The sequence below is a fragment of the Psychrobacillus sp. INOP01 genome (assembly GCF_018140925.1).
Taxonomy (GTDB): Bacteria; Bacillota; Bacilli; order Bacillales_A; family Planococcaceae; genus Psychrobacillus.
Map to the genome: position 1 here is coordinate 1,986,848 of NZ_CP073315.1, position 19,910 is coordinate 2,006,757.

At 38.9% G+C, this 19,910-nt stretch carries 20 protein-coding genes and 1 riboswitch; of the genes, 2 read left to right on the forward strand and 18 right to left on the reverse strand.

What is annotated here, in order from left to right; genetic code table 11:
• Positions 1-20 precede the first annotated feature (20 nt).
• From rsgA to KD050_RS10155, 11 genes are all read right to left on the reverse strand, one after another.
• On the reverse strand, positions 21-1,076 hold the full coding sequence (gene rsgA, locus KD050_RS10105) for a ribosome small subunit-dependent GTPase A (RefSeq protein WP_211896002.1): 1,056 nt from the start codon (positions 1,074-1,076) through the stop codon (positions 21-23).
• A 581-nt stretch (positions 1,077-1,657) separates the two neighbouring features.
• Positions 1,658-2,617: an ABC transporter ATP-binding protein gene (locus KD050_RS10110; protein WP_211896003.1), complete on the reverse strand. Its 960-nt coding sequence runs from the start codon at positions 2,615-2,617 to the stop codon at positions 1,658-1,660.
• 11 nt (positions 2,618-2,628) lie between these two features.
• Positions 2,629-3,552, reverse strand: a complete 924-nt coding sequence (locus KD050_RS10115; protein ID WP_211896004.1) for a C40 family peptidase — start codon at positions 3,550-3,552, stop codon at positions 2,629-2,631.
• A gap of 11 nt (positions 3,553-3,563) precedes the next feature.
• Positions 3,564-4,646: a dipeptide epimerase gene (locus KD050_RS10120; protein WP_211896005.1), complete on the reverse strand. Its 1,083-nt coding sequence runs from the start codon at positions 4,644-4,646 to the stop codon at positions 3,564-3,566.
• Between the two features lie 12 nt (positions 4,647-4,658).
• The gene (locus KD050_RS10125) at positions 4,659-5,582 is read right to left on the reverse strand and encodes a S66 peptidase family protein (protein ID WP_211896006.1); all 924 of its coding nucleotides are present in this window, start codon (positions 5,580-5,582) and stop codon (positions 4,659-4,661) included.
• Positions 5,583-5,707: 125 nt separating this feature from the next.
• Entirely contained in the window at positions 5,708-7,366 is a 1,659-nt protein-coding gene (locus tag KD050_RS10130) for a peptide ABC transporter substrate-binding protein (protein WP_211896007.1), read from the reverse strand.
• 55 nt (positions 7,367-7,421) lie between these two features.
• A complete protein-coding gene (locus KD050_RS10135) occupies positions 7,422-8,549 on the reverse strand; it encodes an ABC transporter ATP-binding protein (protein ID WP_211896008.1) in 1,128 nt (375 codons plus the stop codon).
• A 5-nt stretch (positions 8,550-8,554) separates the two neighbouring features.
• Positions 8,555-9,502, reverse strand: coding sequence for an ABC transporter permease (locus KD050_RS10140; RefSeq protein ID WP_211896009.1), 948 nt, complete (start codon positions 9,500-9,502; stop codon positions 8,555-8,557).
• Positions 9,502-10,437: an ABC transporter permease gene (locus KD050_RS10145; protein ID WP_211896010.1), complete on the reverse strand. Its 936-nt coding sequence runs from the start codon at positions 10,435-10,437 to the stop codon at positions 9,502-9,504. Before KD050_RS10145 ends, KD050_RS10140 begins: the two co-directional genes overlap by 1 nt.
• A 12-nt stretch (positions 10,438-10,449) precedes the next feature.
• Positions 10,450-11,274 (reverse strand): M55 family metallopeptidase, encoded by an 825-nt coding sequence (locus KD050_RS10150; RefSeq protein ID WP_211896011.1) that lies wholly within the window; start codon positions 11,272-11,274, stop codon positions 10,450-10,452.
• 243 nt (positions 11,275-11,517) lie between these two features.
• Complete coding sequence (locus tag KD050_RS10155) at positions 11,518-11,859, reverse strand: hypothetical protein (protein WP_211896012.1); 342 nt, start codon at positions 11,857-11,859, stop codon at positions 11,518-11,520.
• A gap of 244 nt (positions 11,860-12,103) precedes the next feature.
• Here KD050_RS10155 and KD050_RS10160 point away from each other — a divergent pair, with 244 nt between their 5' ends.
• Positions 12,104-13,597, forward strand: a complete 1,494-nt coding sequence (locus KD050_RS10160) for a glycine betaine uptake BCCT transporter (RefSeq protein WP_211896013.1) — start codon at positions 12,104-12,106, stop codon at positions 13,595-13,597.
• A gap of 172 nt (positions 13,598-13,769) precedes the next feature.
• On the opposite strand, the gene KD050_RS10165 is transcribed toward KD050_RS10160, so the two are convergent.
• From KD050_RS10165 to KD050_RS10175, 3 genes are all read right to left on the reverse strand, one after another.
• Complete coding sequence (locus KD050_RS10165; protein WP_211896014.1) at positions 13,770-14,870, reverse strand: 5-methyltetrahydropteroyltriglutamate--homocysteine S-methyltransferase; 1,101 nt, start codon at positions 14,868-14,870, stop codon at positions 13,770-13,772.
• A 15-nt stretch (positions 14,871-14,885) separates the two neighbouring features.
• The gene (locus KD050_RS10170) at positions 14,886-15,623 is read right to left on the reverse strand and encodes a cyclase family protein (protein WP_211896015.1); all 738 of its coding nucleotides are present in this window, start codon (positions 15,621-15,623) and stop codon (positions 14,886-14,888) included.
• Positions 15,624-15,716: 93 nt separating this feature from the next.
• Positions 15,717-15,820, reverse strand: a riboswitch (SAM riboswitch).
• A 67-nt stretch (positions 15,821-15,887) separates the two neighbouring features.
• Positions 15,888-16,313 (reverse strand): protein-tyrosine phosphatase family protein, encoded by a 426-nt coding sequence (locus tag KD050_RS10175; protein ID WP_211896016.1) that lies wholly within the window; start codon positions 16,311-16,313, stop codon positions 15,888-15,890.
• Between the two features lie 87 nt (positions 16,314-16,400).
• On the opposite strand from KD050_RS10175, the gene corA reads away from it, so the two are divergent.
• Complete coding sequence (corA, locus tag KD050_RS10180) at positions 16,401-17,363, forward strand: magnesium/cobalt transporter CorA (protein ID WP_211896017.1); 963 nt, start codon at positions 16,401-16,403, stop codon at positions 17,361-17,363.
• A 40-nt stretch (positions 17,364-17,403) separates the two neighbouring features.
• Here the strand turns inward: corA and KD050_RS10185 are convergent, their stop codons facing one another.
• The 4 genes from KD050_RS10185 to KD050_RS10200 form a co-directional block, all read right to left on the reverse strand.
• Positions 17,404-18,210, reverse strand: coding sequence for a hypothetical protein (locus KD050_RS10185; RefSeq protein ID WP_211896018.1), 807 nt, complete (start codon positions 18,208-18,210; stop codon positions 17,404-17,406).
• Between the two features lie 80 nt (positions 18,211-18,290).
• A complete protein-coding gene (gene mdh, locus KD050_RS10190; protein WP_211896019.1) occupies positions 18,291-19,232 on the reverse strand; it encodes a malate dehydrogenase in 942 nt (313 codons plus the stop codon).
• 22 nt (positions 19,233-19,254) lie between these two features.
• Positions 19,255-19,617: a BMC domain-containing protein gene (locus KD050_RS10195; protein ID WP_211896020.1), complete on the reverse strand. Its 363-nt coding sequence runs from the start codon at positions 19,615-19,617 to the stop codon at positions 19,255-19,257.
• Positions 19,592-19,894, reverse strand: coding sequence for a EutN/CcmL family microcompartment protein (locus tag KD050_RS10200; protein ID WP_211896021.1), 303 nt, complete (start codon positions 19,892-19,894; stop codon positions 19,592-19,594). Before KD050_RS10200 ends, KD050_RS10195 begins: the two co-directional genes overlap by 26 nt.
• Between the last annotated feature and the right edge of the window lie 16 nt (positions 19,895-19,910).

A 19,910-nucleotide genomic window follows, 5' to 3' on the forward strand; every position in this document is an offset into this window, starting at 1 on the left:
CCTTTACCTCATATCTAAAATTAAATTTTCTTTTTATAATTATTTCGTTGAGATTTCGTAATTTGCTTCCATTTATTCGTTTCAGCTTTTTTAGCTACTGCATCATTTTTTCGATCGATATGTGCAAGTTCTCTCATTAGTTTTACATAGCTTTTATAGCGTTCTTGTTTAAGCGCACCCGTGTAAATAGCCTCTTGAATAGAACAGCCCGGCTCTTTTACATGCTGACAATCACGAAACCGGCACGCTAATGCAAGCTCTTCGATATCCTGAAAGCTAGCACTAACTCCATCACTCGTATCCCAAAGTTGAAACTCCCTCATACCAGGTGTATCGATTAATAAGCCACCTTCCGGTAACAGCGTTAGCTCTCTATGCGTGGTCGTATGACGTCCCTTACTATCATCTTCTCTTATATCATTTACAGTCATTACCTCTACGCCTGACAAGGCGTTAATCAAAGAAGATTTCCCAACTCCAGAAGATCCTAGAAGTGCGCCCGTTTTATGTGCTGCCAATAGATTTCCTAGACGATTAATACCCTCGCCTGTAACACTACTCACTGCAAATATGTCTACACCAAATGCAATAGCTTCCACTTCTTTTATATAATATTCTAGGTCATCACAGGCATCTTTTTTCGTTAACACCACAACAGGTGTCGCTCCTGAATCCCATGCAGCCAATAAATATCTCTCTAACCTACGGACATTGAAGTCATGATTGAGCGACATCACTAGAAATACATAATCAACGTTAACTGCAATCAGTTGAATCTCCGTCGTCAATCCCGCCATTTTCCTCGAGAACTGAGAGCTGCGAGGAAGCACTTCGTGAATGATTCCTTTTTCCTCGCCAGGCATTTGTTCAAGAACTACCCAGTCTCCAACTGCCGGAAATGCTTCCCTACCATGATCAAACTTAAATTTCCCAGAAAGTGAGCTTAGTAACTCCCCTTCGTTGGTCATGACTTTATATAAATTTTTATGTTCCAGTAGCACTCGACCCGCAATTCCATTACCCGCTATTTTTTCTTCCCAATTACTATTCCAACCATATTGTTCGATTAAATTCAATTTAACTTCCTCCTAATTTCCGTTTGAATAAAAGCACAAGCTGCACATTGATGGCAGCTATTGCTAGACAATAAAAAAACCATGACTGCACGAATCAGCAGTCATGGTTTCCCGGCCATTAGTAAAGAAGCATATATCTGGTTAGAGACATACAGAGTGGGACATCATGAACTTACTGATTCGTGGATACGTATATACATTTGCCATAATGCCTCACTCCTTTCTTTAAGTTATTTTCAGAATACTACAAGTATTAGCAATCCGTCAACATATAATTATGCAAGTTGCCATTTTGAATGTTGGTACTTTATAATACTGATGATTTTCGTTTCATGCGGACGCTTTACGCGGGCGAGGTCGAGGTCGAGCCTCCTCGGGACAGTATGATGCTAATTACAAATTGTCTACACACGTTTTGGAATTCTCAGCCTTCGTTTCTATGATTGCTCCCTGCGGGGTCAATAAAGCGAGTAGAAATCGACAAAAAAACCAGAAATAGAAGGCTTAAGTGCCTTTACACAAAATGAACAATCTTCTTTAAAAGTGATTTCTCCCTCAACAATATAATATAAAGAAGTCTATTAATTATAAAGATGACATGCCACAAAATGACCGGGCTCTTGCTCCTTCCAAGACGGTTTTTCTTCCGTACAAATGGACATAGCGTGTGCACATCTTGTACGAAACACACAACCAGAAGGTGGATTAATCGGGCTCGGTAGCTCTCCTTGCAATAGAATACGTTCCCGTGATTCCTCTATATCAGGGTCTGGAATTGGAATTGCTGATAACAAAGCCTTTGTATACGGGTGCAGTGGATCTTCATATAATTGGTTACTCGTGGTCAGTTCTACCATATGTCCCAGATACATGACCCCTATTCGGTCAGAGATATACTTGACCATCGACAAATCATGCGCAATAAACAAATAGGTAAGATTTTTTTCTTTTTGTAGCCGTTGGAGTAGCTTCACTACTTGCGCTTGAACCGACACATCTAAAGCAGAAATAGGCTCATCCGCTATGATAAACTCCGGATCTAATGCTAGTGCCCGAGCTATACCAATTCGTTGGCGTTGCCCTCCAGAAAATTCATGAGGATAGCGATTAGCATGGTCTCTGTTCAGTCCAACATCCTCTAGTAATTCATACACTCTTGCCTTTAACTCTTCCTTTTTATATAGTTTATGTATTTCCATCGGTTCTGCAATAATTTCAAACACAGTGGAACGGGGGTTTAAAGATGCATAAGGATCCTGGAAGATCATTTGCATCTTTTTCAAGTACCCTGTTCTTTCTTTGTCACTCATCTCATGCACATTTTTATCTTCAAACAGAACTTTTCCCTCTGTTCTATTGTACAATCCTAAAATAGTTCGACCTGCGGTGGATTTGCCACAACCTGATTCTCCTACTAAACCGAATGTTTCTCCTTTGATAATATCAAAACTTATCCCATCAACCGCCTTTAATGTCTCCCCATGTCCAATGTCAAAATGGCGTTTCAAATCTTGAACAGATAATAGAACTTTTTCCGTCATGTAAATCCCCCCTAAACGGCATATCTTCTAACTGCACAAATTTCCTTTTCTAGCTTAGATCCTGCTAGCACTAAAATTTCAACTGTTTTCCCAGTTGAATGCGAATGCAAAAGCTGTCCATTCCCATAATAAAACCCAACATGCCTAACAGGTCCAGTCCCTTCATCATTTGCAAAAAATAGTAAATCTCCCTTTTTCCAAAGAGAAGGATCTTGTATAGATATTCCTTCTCCCGTTTTTGCTTGGTCACTTGCATCTCTAGGAATTATATACCCACAAGCTTTCAACATATTGTACGAAAAACCCGAACAATCATAACCATATGGAGACATACCACCCCAAAGGTAAGGCAAGTCTAGATAATTTTCTCCTAAAGCAACTGCCTCTTCTGCAAATCTCTTTGGAAGCTGCTCCAAAGAAGGTGCAAATTGAGCATGTGTTTTCGATAATAACGCTTTACCATGCGGAGTATGAACGGTATAAAATACCTCATCCTCTGACATTATTGGTAGAATAGTATTAAAAGGTAAAACGAGTAACGGATTATGCTGTAAATCCCATAGCTGAGCTTTTGCAGACGAAACTCGAGCAATACCTTTAAAATCCACTTGCTCAGCCGGCTGTATTTGCGATAGCGGAATCCATCCTGGATAACCACGACTATCTTTTTTGGAGGGCTGCCAAATAGCAACAACTTTTGCCCATTCCCCTTCTATCGTCTCCACAAGCACTGGCTCTCCGTAAAGAATTTGCGTTTGCACACGGTTTTCATTACATAACGCTAGCCTTTCTTTGTATGGTAGTGCCTCAAGCCATTCCACCAATAACACAGGATTTGAGATCCCTGGGTCATCTATCTCTCTAGCAGAATTAGGTTCTGTCCAAATAGTTCCTACCTTTACAGCACAAACCCATTCTTTCGTTTCAACTGGCATTTTTTAGCCTCCTAATCCAAATTCACATGTACAATCCCTAATCCTGGTTCATTGGAAAACGTCATATTACTTTTTTCATAGATAACTCCACCGACTATTAAATCATTATCCAGCATCAAAGGTGCATCAAAATCGAAATATCGAATATTCGGCTGACTAGCAGCAAAATGAGCTGCAGCAGTAATGCCTAATTTCGTTTCAATCATACTGCCTACCATACATTCCACGCCATTCGCCTCTGCAAGTGTATTTATTTTTTGTGCGTGATAAATGCCCCCTGATTTCATTAGCTTTATATTGATCAAATCAGCAGCTCGCATTTTTAGAACTTGTTTAGCATCCTGTACAGAAAAAACACTTTCATCCGCCATAATTGGAGTATACGTATAATCGGTAACATACTTTAGCCCTTCTAGATCCCAAGAAGGCACTGGTTGCTCTACAAATTCGATGGATAGACCTGCATCCTCCATCAAACCGATTGCTTTTACCGCCTCTTTCGCGTTCCACCCTTGGTTAGCATCGAGTCTTAACTTTGGCGTCATTCCCACACGTTTTCGAATAGTACGAATACGTTCGATATCATCTTTTATTTCACCTATACCTACCTTGACCTTTAGAACTTCAAATCCATCCTTTATATACCGTTCCGCATCGTCCGCCATCTCGGTAGGGTCATTCACACTAACTGTAAAATCAGTTTCTAGCGTATCTCGATACCCTCCTAAAAACTGATATAAAGGAAGACCTGCATATTTAGCAAGTATGTCATGAATAGCCATGTCTACTGCAGCTTTAGCACTCGTATTTCTAACTAACGCTGTGTTTAGTTTCTGAAATACCTGCTCACTTTGTAAAATGTTCATACCAATTAACTGAGGAGCTATTATTTCGTTAATAGCGTATCGGATACTATCCATCGACTCTCCAGTAATAACATGTGTCGGTGGAGCCTCTCCATAACCGACTATTCCATCACTCATAGTAATAGTCACATACACCGAGTATGCCGTTGTCACTGTTCGTAAAGCAGTTTTAAAAGGTTTAGTCAGAGGAATCGCGACATCAAATGTTTCAATCGATTTTATATACAATCTTCTCTCCCCCTATTCCACTCCAGGTAAAATTGTTAGAGATAGGTTATTCGCATCCAATTCCGCTTCCATTCCAAGCGGAACTGCAAAATGAGGCTCGCAATGTCCTATTTTAAATCCTTTCACCGCAGGCTTACCTAATTTACCAATATAATGATCAAACACTTCGTCTAAAGACAAAGTAACCGGTCTTTTTTTAGGTTCTGCATCACTAAAATCTCCAATGACAAACCCAGCCGCTGCATCTAAAATACCAGCTTGGCGAAGTTGGTTAAGCATACCATCGACTTTGTAAGGCTCTTCCCCCACATCTTCTATAAAGAGAAGTTTTCCTTTTGTGTTTACCTCATATTTCGTGCCTACACCATTAGCTAGTAGTGATAAATTACCTCCTGTCAGCTCTCCTCTGATGACTCCGGGAGAAACTTGTGTCAAAGGAGAGATTGCTTCGGTATAATATAGCTCCATCGGATTAAACAACTGCTGAAACATTTTTTTGGATAGCTCGGAGAATGTATCCTTTCCCACATCCGAGGCTAACATTGGTCCATGAAAGGTAACGATATCGGAATATAGATTCATCCCTGTATGTAGAAAGGTAATATCGGAGTAACCCCAAAAAACTTTTGGATTCTCATGCATCAATTGAAAATCGACTTGATCTGTATAACGCGCAGAACCATAGCCTCCACCAGCACAAATAATTCCTGCGATATCCGGGTTAGCGAACATTTCATGTAAATCTTCTAAACGTTCCTCATCAGTACCAGCTAAATAACCATGTACATTATCTACACTTTTGCCTAGTTTATAAGACAAGCCAAGCTCCTCTAAAAAAGCAAAAGAACGCTTTAAGTTTTCTAAATTTGGTGGACTGGAAGGAGCAATAATTCCAATAGTATCTCCTTTTTGCAATCGTTTCGGACGAATTTTCATTTGTAATTTCTCCTTTATGATGAAAGCCTTGATAAACCAACTCACAGCAAATTTTAACATAGTTACTATGAAAGAAAAGGGCGGTACCAAAAGAGGCACCGCAGTCTTTCTATAATCGCTTGCTGCTATTCTTTGCTAGCCCATTTTAAATCCATATATCCAACTGGATGTCTTACGATTCCTGAGATTGTTGGTTTTTCAAGTGTTACTTGGTTGTAATAGTGAACTGGGAAAATAGGCATTTCATCCATTAATAACGCGTCTGCTTGGATAAGCATTTCCCAACGTTTAGCTTCGTCTGTTTCCTTTTTGATATCGGCAATTAGTTTATCAAATTCTGCATTTGACCAAGTCGTACGGTTCATAGAGGAACCTGTGATGAAGCTTTCTAATGCATTCACTGGATCTGCATAGTCAAATAAGAAGGAAGAACGAGACAATTGGTATTTAAACTCTTTTTGCTCGGTCGCAAATACACTTGCCTCTACGTTTTGTAGCGTTACATCTACTCCTAATACTTCTTTAAATTTACTTTGCAATGCTTCTGCTATTTTCTTATGAGTATCACTTGTAGAATAAGTTAATGTTACTTCAGGTAACTCTGTGTACCCCTCTTCTGCCATACCTTCTGCTAAAAGTGTTTTTGCTTTTTCTGCATCAAAACCTATAAGCTTACCTGCTGTTTCTCTGAATTCTTTACCATCTGGTCCTACAAATCCGTAAGGAATAAAGCCTTCTGCTGGTTTTTCACCATTTTTCGTTACAAACTCTACGATTTCTTGTTGATCAACCGCTAAACCAAAAGCCTGACGGATTTTTTTATTTGTGAAAGGCTCCTGGGAAACATTGAAACGGTAGAAATACAATCCCGCTTGGTCTTCATTTTTAAGCTCTGGGTCATTCAGTAACTGATCAGCCAACTCCGCTGGTACACCCGATACATCTAAATCCCCTGTTTCGTACATTTGGTATTCAGTATTGGAATCGTCTACCATAGCCCATTCTACTTTATCGAGCTTTACAGTATCCGCATCCCAATAATTTTCATTTTTTGCAAATGTAAAGCTTACATCATGCTCCCATGCTGTTAACTTGAACGGGCCATTCCCTACGAATGTATCTGCTTCTGTAAACCAAGTTGCATTCTCTGTCGCAACTTTCTCATTGACTGGGAAGAAACTTGGGTTTGTAATGATATTTAGGAATGCTTCTGTTGGAGCATTCAACTTCACTTCGAATACTTTTTCTTCCAATGCTTTAATAGCAACGTCCTCAGCTGCGCCTTCCCCACTATTATAGGCTTCAGCTCCATCAATGAAATACGCTAAAAATGCTGCAGGAGAAGCTGTTTCCGGATTTAACATATGCAACCATCCATAAACGAAATCACTTGCTAACACAGGCTCTCCATTAGACCATTTTGCATCGTCGCGAATTGTAAATGTATACGTTAGACCATCTTCTGTTACATCAATTTTTTCAGCTGTTGCAGGTTCTGCCACATGGTCCTTTGAAAGACGTACAAGTCCTTCCATTAGATTATTTAATGCATTCCAAGAAACCGCATCAAATCCTACAGATGGATCAAATGATGTTGGTTCATTTCCATTATTTAATTTGAGTACTTTTTCTGTTTCAGTTTCAGTTTCTACTACCGTTTCCTTCTCTTCCCCTTCGTTACCTGTATTAGTTTCCGGTGTTTCACCCGCATCTTTCGTGGCTGTACAAGCACTTAACACAAGGACAAATAACGCTACTACAAATAATGATAGCCATTTCTTCATCTTAGTTCCCCCTTTGTAATATATATGTGAATGCACTTACGCGCGCTCATCCTATTCAAGATAACTCTTGTAATAATTTTGCACGTTCGTCTTGAAGCCAGCAGTCAACCGCATGTGATTCAGATATTGTTGTCGTAAAAGGATATACATGATCGCATACTTCCATCGCATAAGGACATCTCGCAGTGAAAGGGCACCCTTTCGGTGGCGAAAACAAATCTGGTGGTGTTCCTTCAATTGGTTGTAGCTCTTCCTCGACCAAATCCAGACGAGGAACTGAATTCAAAAGCCCTTTCGTATATGGATGCTCTGGTGTGTAAAATATCGCACGCTTGTCTCCAATTTCCACTATTTTTCCGGCATACATTACGGCTATTCGATCAGCTATTTTTGCAACAACTCCTAAATCATGAGTAATTAAAATAATCGAAATATCCGTTTTCTGTTGAATCTCCTCAAAAAGCTCCAAAATTTGTGCTTGGATCGTTACATCCAGTGCCGTTGTCGGTTCATCCGCGATTAATAGCTCGGGTTCACAAATGAGCGCAATTGCAATCACGATTCGTTGACGCATTCCTCCAGAAAATTGGTGTGGAAATTGCTTTAAACGCTCTGTTGGATTGGGTATTCCTACTAGTTCCAACATTTCTATCGCTTTCCTCTTTGCTTCCTGTTTACTTACTTTTTTATGCGTTCGAAGTCCTTCCGTTAACTGCTCCCCGATCGTGAGCGTTGGGTTTAGTGCTGTCATTGGGTCTTGGAAAATCATGGATATATCAACTCCTTGAATTTTCCGCAGTTGGGGCTTCGACATACCTGTCAACTCTTTCCCTTTAAAAAGGACACGGCCATTCTTAATAATTCCAGCAGGCTGTGGTATTAAACCCATAATGGCATTAGAAGTAACGCTTTTCCCACACCCTGATTCACCTACTATTGCAAGTGTTTCCCCTTGATGAAGATCGAAACTAACACCTCTAACTGCTTCAACCTCTCCACCATACGTTCGAAAAGAAACTTGAAGATTATTCACCTGAAGTACTTTTACATCTGACCTAACCTTCTTTGTTTTCCTTCTATTCCTTTGCACTCCAGAGGTACCCACCCGAAGAGATGATTTATCTACTTCATCAACTCGCTCTTTTATTTGTTCCTTTGTAAGATCTAACTGATGTTCATTCATCCAATCTACCTCCTAAGCTTCGGATCTAGCGCATCCTGCAGTCCATCCCCTAGCACATTAAAGGCAAACATTGTTAAAGAAATAAACAATGCAGGGAAGAATAAACGCCACCAATGACCGGATAAAATAACAGGAAGCGCATCATTTGCCATTACACCCCAACTCGCAAATGGGGCTGCAATCCCTAAGCCTAAAAAACTTAGAAATGCTTCTGCAAAAATAGCACTCGGAACTGTAAGTGTCATCTGAACTATAATCGGCCCCATCGTATTTGGTAATAAATTTTTCCGGATAATTCTAGAGCTCTTGGCACCAAACGATTTGGATGCTGTTACGAACTCATAGTTTTTTATTTGTAATACCTGTCCCCGAACAATTCGTGCCATCCCTACCCATCCAGTGACTGTTAGAGCTACTATGATGGTAGTTAAACTTGCGCCCATGATAACCATCAATAAAATAACAACTAACAAATGGGGTAATCCATAAAGTACTTCTACTATACGCATCATGATGGAATCCGTACGACCACCTTTATAACCACTAATACCGCCGTAAATAATGCCAATGAAGAAATCAATAAGTGCTGCCATAACTCCAACAAATATGGAAATACGGGCACCATACCAGGTTCTTGTAAATACATCTCTTCCTGCCTCATCGGTACCAAACCAATGAGCAGCGGATGGAGACTGGTTTTGGCTGGGATAATCAGTAGCTGTAACCGAATATGGTGAAAAAATAGGACCAAATATAGCAAAAAGCATCAATAAAATAAGAAAGATTAATCCGCCCATCGCCAATTTATTTTTCCGTAATCGACGCCAAGCATCCTTCCAATAGGATAGTGAGGGTCTAACAACTGTTTCTGCACTACCATGTTCTTTCAGAAGGGGTCGAAACCATTCGTCTTTTACATGCTGTGGGGGCACTACGTCTTGTGGATTTGTCATTAAGCATCCCCCTCTTTGCGGTGTAATTTTATACGTGGGTCCAGTAATCCGTAAACAATATCTACAACGAATAGCATGAACACCAAAAATGCACTATAAAACACAGTTGTTCCCATAATTACTGGGTAATCTCGATTATTAATACTTTCCACAAAATATTTGCCCATTCCAGGAATAGCAAAAATACGCTCGATTACAAATGTTCCTGTTAGTATACCAGCAAGCATTGTTCCCAGAATGGTCACTACAGGCATGAGTGCATTTCTTAATGCATGTCGGACAATTATCCTTACCGGTGATAACCCCTTTGCACGAGCCATTTTAATATAATCCTGTGTTAGCACCTCTAACATACTAGATCTAGTTAAACGAGCAATGATAGCTGTAGGTCCCGTTGCAAGGGCTATTATCGGCAATATCATATGTAACGGACTAGACCAGGTTGCCGCTGGTAGCAAGTCCCAGGTCACAGCAAGCTGTTGAATAAGTAATGTTGCAAGTACGAAGTTAGGAACAGATATACCAACTACCGCAAATGCCATGGCAAAGTAATCTACCAGACCATTATGCCGAAGTGCAGCAATCGTACCTAGTATGATTCCTGATAACAAAGCTACTAAAATAGTAATCATCCCAAGTTCAAAGGAAATTGGGAATCCCCGTGCCAACAATTCATTTACGGATTCATTAGGCTTCTTAATCGATGGTCCAAAGTCAAAAGTGACAATCGATTTTAAATAACTTAAATATTGAATGTGAAGGGGTTCATCTAATTTATAAAACTTTTCTAAGTTTGCCTGAATAGTAGGATTAGTCGTTCGCTCTCCTTCAAATGGAGAACCTGGTATTAAGTGCATCAATACGAAAGTCAATGTAGCGATGATTAGAATCGTTGCAATCATCATGATAAAACGCTTCATAATATACTTCGCCATTCAAAATCCCCCCTAACAGAACTTAGCTTGTAACGCTAATTCCACCATAACAAGCATTGCTCGATACGCCTCTAATATATCTTTCGCATTAAACTTAACCGTTGTTGTCCCTTCTATAATTTCACAACCTGGCATTAAAGCCGCCCACTCCGCTTGACCGTAGTTAACAAATTCAATTCGTAATACCGGGTTTTCAGGTGGAGTTAGAGGCTTTATTTGATCTCGTTTTTCTATAGCCTCCACTACTTTTTCTCTAAGCAAAGCCTGTGACTTTAAAGGATGTAACGTCTTTACAGCTGATCGAGAAATAGACTCTTTCACAACTGCAGTCACCACACCAGGTATAAGGGTCTGCGCTTCTCTACACGCACCATCGTCTCCTGCCACCATAATAACGGGTACGCCATAATGTCCTGCTACATAAGCATTTAATCCTAGTTCTCCAATAACCACATCATTTATGTACATATTACGAACTCCAAAAATCATCGAATGACTCATAACACCCGGTTGTCCAGCTCTTGAATGATAACCAGCAAACACTGCCCCTAAATACGTTTCGTCTAGTGCATGCACCATTGAATAGGGCTTAAAATCTCCTGTAATTAAGGAAGCATCTGGATGTAATTCTTCTACTAGGAGATTATTCATCTTAGAATGACTATCATTGACTAATACTTCTTTTATACCTTTTGATAAAGCACCCTCTACAATGGCATTTGCTTCTTGGGTCATTATACGTCTCGCCCGTTCGTAATTATGCTTATTAGACTCTACAAACGTGTAATCTGGTAATCCTGTTATCCCTTCCATATCAACCGATAAAAAAAGCTTCATATTATTCCCCCATGTCCTTCTATTTTTCTTTTACAAACCGAAATAATTATAAACTCTATCAAAATATACTGAAAATTACAATATATCAAAATACATAGATACTATTTTATGTGAGATTTTTTTATTAAGAAAATCTAAGGCTTTTGGTAAAACTAGATAAGATAAAAAAGCAAATGCACTTTTTAAGTAAAAGGCATTTGCTCGTGTTTTCTATATAACACAGAAAACTACAATATCGATGAATTATCTATTCTGACCTGGGAAGAACTGTTGCTGTCCGTATTGTTGTTGTCCAAATGGCTGACCAAATGATTGTTGTGGAAACATTCCTTGTTGCATTGGAAATGCTTGTTGGCTTCCAGGTGCCATTACATTTTGATTAGTCACTGTATAAAAGTGCTGAGGGACGTTTACGATATGCTCTCTATTCACATTTACAATTGGATGGATAACAGGCTGCATTCTTGGTAAGAATGAATCACGCACTCGGTATTGCGGGGGACAAACAACTGGTTGCGCAGCTGGTTGATGCCACTGCGTTTGGTGACAGGAATTACAGGAACAGGGTTGACGATGTTGATTCATTGTTAATTCACCTCCTTCTTGCACTACTATTAGTAAATGCAAGCGCACAGGAAGCAAACTAGACAAACATCACCATTAAAAAAAAATAATAAAAATAGCTTTCGAAGCTTTCATTAAGAAATGGAAGTTTCAATATCGACTAAAATGGAAATACTTAAAGGAACTAAGGATAAGTGTATTGGTTGATTCAATAATATTTTATTAGTATAGTTAACGGTTTAACTTTAAATATGTAGGGGGAAACATGAAAAAATTATCAAAGGTATTTTATATTACAATGGGTTTAATAGTTTTAGCAGTCGGATACGGGGCTTTAGCACCCGAAAGTTTTGAAGCTATTACCACAACTATTAAAACTTTTGTTGCTTCGTCATTTGGCTGGTACTACATGTTGCTTATGACGTTTATGTTAGCATTAAGCATTTTCTTCATAGTTAGTCCATATGGGAAAATCCGACTTGGAAAAGATTCAGATCGTCCACAGTTTTCAACTGTTACTTGGATTGCTATGCTATTTTCTGCTGGAATGGGAATTGGGCTTGTCTTTTATGGGGCAGCTGAACCATTATCACATTATGCCATCGATCCTGCGACAGCAGAGCCAAATACTAGTGCAGCTTTTAAAGAATCACTTCGTCAAGCTTTCTTCCACTGGGGGTTCCATGTTTGGGCTATGTATGGGGTTGTTGCGCTATCTCTTGCATTCTTCCAATTTCGCAAGGGAGAACCTGGCTTAATCTCCTCAACATTGAAACCTATTTTCGGCAAAAAGATGGAAGGGCCATGGGGTACTCTCGTAGATGTACTCGCTGTCTTTGCTACAGCATTTGGAGTTGCTACTTCTCTTGGCTTCGGTGCCGTTCAAATTAACGCCGGCTTAAATTACTTATTCGACTTCAAAATTGGGATCACATCTCAAATTATTATTATAGCGGTTGTCACTGTTCTATTCGTAGCATCTGCTTGGTCAGGACTAAGTAAAGGAATAAAATATTTATCCAACATAAATTTAATATTAGCTCTTGCTTTACTTGGTTTTGTCATTATTCTGGGACCTACCTTGCTTATTTTCGATATGTTTACTGATTCTTTTGGTGGCTATTTAGGAAATATTGTACAAATGAGTTTCCGCACATCTCCATTAAATGACCACAACCGAGAATGGCTCGACAATTGGACGATCTTCTATTGGGCCTGGTGGATTTCTTGGGCACCATTTGTAAGCATGTTCATAGCTCGAGTATCTAAAGGTCGCACGATACGTGAGTTTGTTACTGGTGTTCTTGTAGCGCCTACTTTACTAGGAGCATTTTGGTTTTCGGCTTTTGGTACGACAGCTATTGACTTTCAAAAGAGAGGGATTGCCGACTTAGCACAAGCATCTACTGAATTGACTATTTTTGAAATGTTCAACTTGATGCCTCTCTCCACATTTATTTCTGTTTTTGCTGTCATATTGATTGCTTCCTTTTTCATCACTTCAGCAGATTCTGCCACTTTTGTTCTCGGTATGCAGTCAACACATGGATCATTAACACCGCCGAACAAAGTGAAGCTCGTTTGGGGAATCACATTATCTGTTATCGCAATTATATTATTATCCGTTAATGGATTAGATGCATTGCAAAATACAATTATTATTGCCGCCTTACCATTTTCATTTGTTATGCTGCTAATGATTATTTCGCTTTTGAAGGCCTTAAAAGCAGAAGCAAAAATAATGAAAATAAAAAAATAACTAAAATGCCAAGGGTTCTTTTATTCCCTTGGCATTTTAGTTATTATCTTATTACTTTGTAATTAAATACTTTCTTCCCCATTATCAAATGAGATGCGAGAAAGAAAGTTATATTTAACTCGTCTACAGGCTTCTACAAATGAGTAGAAAGTAGTCGAGATGTTACACAGTTTTAACCCCAGATTTCTTTAGAAATATCAACGATGTATTTTAGTTTTTCCCATTGTTGATCTTCTGTTAGCTTATTACCATGATGTGTAGAAGCAAAGCCGCATTGTGGGCTGATACTTAACTGCTCAAGCGGAACATATTGAGTTGCCTCCTCAATACGAGCAAGAATGTTTTCTTTGTTTTCTAATTCACCAGTTTTAGAGGTGAAAATACCTAGCACTACTTTTGCCCCTCCGTTTGGAATATGTGCAAGTGGTTGAAAATCGCCAGAACGGTCATCGTCATATTCCAAGAAGAATCCATCCACTTTTTCTTTTGCAAACAAAGTTGATGCTATTAAAGCATAGCTTCCACCGAAAGCCCAAGTGGATTGATAGTTTCCGCGGCATAGATGTGTCGTAACTACTAAGTCTTCTGGTTTATTTTCTAGAATTCCGTTAACGACACGTAGAGCAAGATCGATTAAGTATTCTCTTTCCCCTTCTTTATACGGAATGTCTGGGGAAGACAGACCTGCAATATAAACATCATCGATTTGTAAATATCTAACTCCTGCCTCATAAAAGGCTTGTATGGTTTCTTGATAAGCCGCGACTACATCCTTTGCAAAGTCTTCTACATCTGGGTAGATATTTTCATCTCGGATTCCAGGATGGAACAATTGGTTTGGACTTGGAATAGTTTGTTTGGCAACTGCACGACCAGCTACAATCTCATTGAAATCAATAAAGTCTTGGATAAATGGATGTTCTGGGTTGAAAGCGATTTTGCCGATATTGCGAACTTCATATTTCTCTGTTTCTATCCCCTCAAATTTATATCCTTTTTCAGGTACATATCCTTCAAAACCAATCAGTTGTTCTAAGAAGTCTAAATGCCACCAGTCACGACGAAATTCTCCATCTGTCACAAGCTCTAGACCCACCTCAATTTGCTTATCAACGATCCTCCCTATTTCTTTAGTTTCTACAGCTTTTAATTGTTCTCTTGTAATCGTTCCCGCTTTATACTCTCTTCTTGCTGTCAGTAAACTTTCTGGTCTTAACAAACTACCTACATGATCCGCTCTGAATGGTGCCTGAATAGCTGTTTTAACTGTCATTTTATCTCTCTCCTTTTATGGTAAAATCGCAAATGATCGAACTGGGAATCCAGAGGCTTTTTCTGGCTTCGGAACGATATTGAATATAATAGCTCCTTTTGCAGGGAGCTTATCTAAGTTCGTTAATAACTCTATTTGGTAAGTATCTTGTTCAAGCACATAATATTCGCCGTGTAACGCACCATTTTTTAGATAATCCACACTTGAGTCAGTGTCAAATGTTTCATGTCCTATAGCCTTAACCTTTCTTTCTTGAAATAAAAACTTTAATGCTTCTAATCCCCAACCTGGAGCATGGTTATTACCATCTGTATCTTTATTGTTAAATGCTTTTTCGTCAGGCCAACGTTTACTCCAATCGGTTCGAAGTGCGACAAATGAGCCTTCTTCGATTTTTCCGTTTGCTTTTTCAAATGTGAAAATATCCTCCACGGATAAAGTAAAATCATTATTTTCGGCCGCTTCTTTTGACTGATCAATGACGACTAATGGTAATACGAGTTCTTTCAATTCGAGTTCTTCTAAATAACGCGTATCTCTCACAAAATGAATAGGTGCATCAATGTGCGTGCCGTATTGTCCTGCAAATTGAAAGCTTTGTGCAAAAAATCCATCGTCATGATTAAACAATGTAGTTATTTCAGCTGCCTTAAAAGCTGAAAAATGTGGTGAATTAGCTCCGAATGTGTGTGTTAAATCTACCCACTGCTTTTCTTTTAATGTGGTGAAAGCTTTTAATAATTCCGATGACATACTTGATTTCTCCTCCTATTTTTATAGTTAAAATCAAATAAAACCCCTTCTTAGAAACAAGAAGAGGTTTACACGTCACCAGTGATTATTCTCTTCTTATCTTCAAGCTAACGCTTCTGGAATTAGCACAGTGCAAAATTAATCGCCTGTTGCTGAGGTATCATAGGGCCAAGTCCCTCCACCTCTCTTGATAAGAAAGTTGTTTTATTTGATTAATGCCTAGTATACGAATAGAAATTATAGAAGTCAATAGTAATTTTCAATTTATTTAGAATATATTCTTTTCAGAGACTCTCGCTGGTCTTCTTTAAGGTTTATCTTTGATCGGATTGCTTTGGCGTTTTCCTCAGCTTCCTCTACTGTTTCTGCTAGATTTAATTCCATCAGAGTAGCAACTGCCATTGTCCCCGCTCTTCCCCCTCCCGAAGTGCAGTGAAAGTAGATATTTTTGCCTTCATTATATGCTTGAACGACCTCATGAACAGCAGCTCTTATAGAGTCATCCTGTTGATTTTGTCCATCCAAAATTGGTTGATGCACCTTTAAATCTTCTGCAGGATGATTGTTAGACGAAACCCTTAAATCGAAAATAACATCTATATGCTCATTTGCTAATAAAGGTTCGACACCATCTACACCTCCTACAAATATGCGATTAGGGATCAAAGCTTCATAATTTTTCTTTTCCATACTACCTCTCCTTTGTTTTAGATTCATTATAACAGGGAGACTATGAGATAATAAGAAAAGAGATTGTGATGAAAGTGAGTGATTCCAATGATTCGAACGATTGGTATAACGACTGATCATGAAATAGTAAGTGACTTTCCTTTAGAAGATATAAAACAAAATAAGTTTGAATGGTATTGGATTGATATTGGAGAACCCTCCAAGGAAGAGGAACTTATACTTAGTTCTTTTTTTCATTTTCATCCACTCGCTATTGAAGACTGCCTACAAAGACTGCAACGCCCTAAGGTGGATTATTATGAAGGATACAACTTCCTTGTTTTACATACGTTTAACGAGGAAACATTAGAGGCAGAAGAGTTAGACATATTTGTTGGTCAGGATTATGTAGTGTCATTTCATTTCCATCCAATGCATGAAATGGAGCAAGCACGAGAGCGTATTAGACAGAATCCACAAGGCTGGGGTAGAGGTGCTATCCATGCAACCTACCATATTATCGATCAAGTGGTGGATGGCTATTTTCCAATTGTCTACAAAATTGAAGACTATTTAAATGCTGTAGAAGACAAACTCACTTATGATATGCGCCATTTTTCTATGGATTTGGTGTTTGATCTTCGAGGAGATTTGTTACGTTTAAGACGTACAGTTATTCCTATGAGAGATTTACTTTATCGAATATTAAATTCAGAACGAATGAATTTACAACAAACCGAACACACCTATTTTGCAGACATTTACGATCATTTAATACGACTGACGGAAATGATTGAATCTAATCGGGAGCTTACCGCTGATATCCGGGATAGTCATATGTCGATAAACTCTAGTCGGATGAACCGTATTATGATGATCTTAACGATTGTATCAACCGTTTTCATCCCACTAACATTCATCGTTGGGGTATATGGCATGAACTTTGCGAACATGCCTGAGCTTGAGTGGAAATACGGTTATTTTGTGGTACTTGGTGCTATGGTTCTCATTGCTTTTTCCATGCTTGGTTGGTTCAAATACAAGGGATGGTTTAACTTGTTTAAAAATTAATATAAAAAACGAGCAAGTTCTATATGAACTTGCTCGTTTTTTATTGACTGGCTGTCCAGTAGTAAAACAACGCTGTAAAAGTAAGTCTTTCTGTATGCGGCAAATTATGGGCAAGCGATATATGAACATTCATCGCCTGCACTTCAAAGGCAGGATGCGTAGCATAAGGAAATATCCCGAAGCGATAGGTCGCTAACCGGTTGCCATTTAAATCATTGACGTCAATATCTCCATACATACTTTTCGCTTCCATTTGAAGCAACTTTTCATTATTGGCATCAAATATAATAGCTCTATTTTTTAGAGACATTGGCGGCATAACAATAGTGGTTACATGAGTATGAATATGGTCGTGTACCTTCATTTGTATAAATTTGAGCTTATTGTGAATCGTAAATGTACAAACTAACCTCTTGTCCATTGTTTTCAGATCATACGTAATCGGAAAAAACATCCCAGCTTTAAAAATAGTTATTGCTGACAATTTCCGGCGAACGGGCTGGTCTTTTGAAGGCTCAATACTATATAATCGTTCACCCGTACTGGATACTAAATATGTTTGAGGGATTAGTGAGACATCCCGTTGGAAATTAAGTTCTTGAACCGGAAAATCAGCCGAGTAATAGTTGCTATCTACTTTCTTCTCGTCAGGTAACTTTTCCGATGCATGTTGAAAGAAAAAAGAAGAGCTATACAAAACAAATAACGTAAAACCAACGGCAAAGTGATTTTCAAAGTCCTTCCACATGACATCTCTAAAAACAATAAGTAACACTATGTATATTCCTACTAAAAGTATCGATCCAAACTTTGTATATTTAGCTGTTTTTTCGTAAATATGCTTCAAATCCAACACCCTTTCATTCATCTTTACGAACAAAAAGATAAGATGGTTTCAAAAAAGCATTCCCTGCTATAGGAATGCTTTTAAATGTTGCATATTTCTAGTACTGATTGAACAGATTCAACTGATTTATCTAAAGCAAGTTTCTCTTCATTTGTTAATGGAAGTTCAATAATACTTTCTATCCCATCTCCTCCAATTACCGTCGGTACGCCCAAATACAAATTATTATATCCGTATTCACCCTCTAAGTAAGCGATAGAGGGTAGTATTCGTTTTTTGTCTCGAATAATCGCCTCAGCCATTTCTACCAGTGCTGCCGCCGGGGCATAATAGGCACTCCCATTACCAAGAAGAGAAACAATTTCGCCTCCCCCTTTTCTGGTTCGTTCAACTATTGCAGCTAATCTATCTTTAGAAATAATCTTTTCTAAAGGGATTCCTCCTGCATAGGAATAACGAACCAGTGGGACCATATCATCACCATGGCCACCTAATACAAACCCTGATATATCTTCCACCGAAATATTTAGTTCCTCCGCAACAAATGTATTAAATCGCGCAGTATCTAAAACTCCTGACTGACCAATCACTCTATTTTTGGGAAATCCAGTTGTCTTATAACAAACGTATGTCATCGCGTCTACTGGATTACTTAGTATGAGAATATAGCTATTCGGCGCGTGTTTCTTCACTTGCTCCGAGACAGCTCGCATAATTTTTGCATTTGTACTTACAAGATCATCTCTACTCATGCCTGGTTTTCTAGCAATTCCAGCTGTAATAATGACCATGTCAGCGTCTTTTATATCTTCATAATTCGAAGTCCCAATAATCTTCGAATTAAAACGCTGAACTGGTCCCGTTTCCAATATATCAAGTGCTTTTCCTTTGACAGGGTTTTCTAGCTCTGGGATATCTACAAGCACGATGTCTCCTAACTCTTTTTGTGCGGCCATTAATGCTACGGTTGCGCCAGTATAACCAGCGCCAATTACAGCAATTTTATTTCTTCGAAAAGCCAAGTATTTTCACCCTTTCCGATGCTTATGAATCAGTTGACGGAGGTACTTCAGGTTTCACTGCTTTAGTGCGTAATGCTTTTGTTGGTTGTTCTGATTCTACATGTTTGTTGTAGTCTAGAGGTTCAATCATATCGTAAACACTTTGGTCAGGGCGTGGAATAACATGAGCTCCTAATAATTGTCCTACTCTTTTGGCTGCATCTTGCCCAGCGTCTACTGCAGCTTGAACAGCTCCAACGTCTCCCTGAACAATCACAGTTACAATTCCACCATCTATCATCTCTTGTTTAATCAATGTCACATTGGCGGACTTAATCATGGCATCTGCTGCTTCAATGGAACCAACTAATCCCATTGTTTCAATCATTCCTATTGCTTGACTCATTGTTTTCACCTCTTTCTACTTCTGTCGAATCAATAATACCGATGATTACTGCATCAATCGGAATTGGATTCTCTCGCATAATATAACGGGATGATCCTCCACTCGTAACAAGAACATCGTCTCCAATACCTGCTCCGATTCTATCAGCTGCAACAAACTGTGTTCTCACCGGTTTTCCTTGTACATCTACCGGCTGGACAATGAGTAGTTTTAACCCTTGTAGCCCTTCTTCTTTGCGAGTAGCCCAAACATTTCCGATAACTTTTCCCAGTTGCATGCTATCATCACCTATT

Excerpts from the sequence above, each read along its gene's own strand:
- KD050_RS10110 (WP_211896003.1), bottom strand. The coding sequence starts at position 2,617 with ATGACGGAAAAAGTTCTATTATCTGTTCAAGATTTGAAACGCCATTTT.
- KD050_RS10115 (WP_211896004.1), bottom strand. The coding sequence starts at position 3,552 with ATGCCAGTTGAAACGAAAGAATGGGTTTGTGCTGTAAAGGTAGGAACT.
- KD050_RS10125 (WP_211896006.1), bottom strand. The coding sequence starts at position 5,582 with ATGAAAATTCGTCCGAAACGATTGCAAAAAGGAGATACTATTGGAATT.
- KD050_RS10130 (WP_211896007.1), bottom strand. The coding sequence starts at position 7,366 with ATGAAGAAATGGCTATCATTATTTGTAGTAGCGTTATTTGTCCTTGTG.
- KD050_RS10135 (WP_211896008.1), bottom strand. The coding sequence starts at position 8,549 with ATGAATGAACATCAGTTAGATCTTACAAAGGAACAAATAAAAGAGCGA.
- KD050_RS10140 (WP_211896009.1), bottom strand. The coding sequence starts at position 9,502 with ATGACAAATCCACAAGACGTAGTGCCCCCACAGCATGTAAAAGACGAA.
- KD050_RS10145 (WP_211896010.1), bottom strand. The coding sequence starts at position 10,437 with ATGGCGAAGTATATTATGAAGCGTTTTATCATGATGATTGCAACGATT.
- KD050_RS10150 (WP_211896011.1), bottom strand. The coding sequence starts at position 11,274 with ATGAAGCTTTTTTTATCGGTTGATATGGAAGGGATAACAGGATTACCA.
- KD050_RS10155 (WP_211896012.1), bottom strand. The coding sequence starts at position 11,859 with ATGAATCAACATCGTCAACCCTGTTCCTGTAATTCCTGTCACCAAACG.
- KD050_RS10160 (WP_211896013.1), top strand. The coding sequence starts at position 12,104 with ATGAAAAAATTATCAAAGGTATTTTATATTACAATGGGTTTAATAGTT.
- KD050_RS10165 (WP_211896014.1), bottom strand. The coding sequence starts at position 14,870 with ATGACAGTTAAAACAGCTATTCAGGCACCATTCAGAGCGGATCATGTA.
- KD050_RS10170 (WP_211896015.1), bottom strand. The coding sequence starts at position 15,623 with ATGTCATCGGAATTATTAAAAGCTTTCACCACATTAAAAGAAAAGCAG.
- KD050_RS10175 (WP_211896016.1), bottom strand. The coding sequence starts at position 16,313 with ATGGAAAAGAAAAATTATGAAGCTTTGATCCCTAATCGCATATTTGTA.
- corA (WP_211896017.1), top strand. The coding sequence starts at position 16,401 with ATGATTCGAACGATTGGTATAACGACTGATCATGAAATAGTAAGTGAC.
- KD050_RS10195 (WP_211896020.1), bottom strand. The coding sequence starts at position 19,617 with ATGAGTCAAGCAATAGGAATGATTGAAACAATGGGATTAGTTGGTTCC.
- KD050_RS10200 (WP_211896021.1), bottom strand. The coding sequence starts at position 19,894 with ATGCAACTGGGAAAAGTTATCGGAAATGTTTGGGCTACTCGCAAAGAA.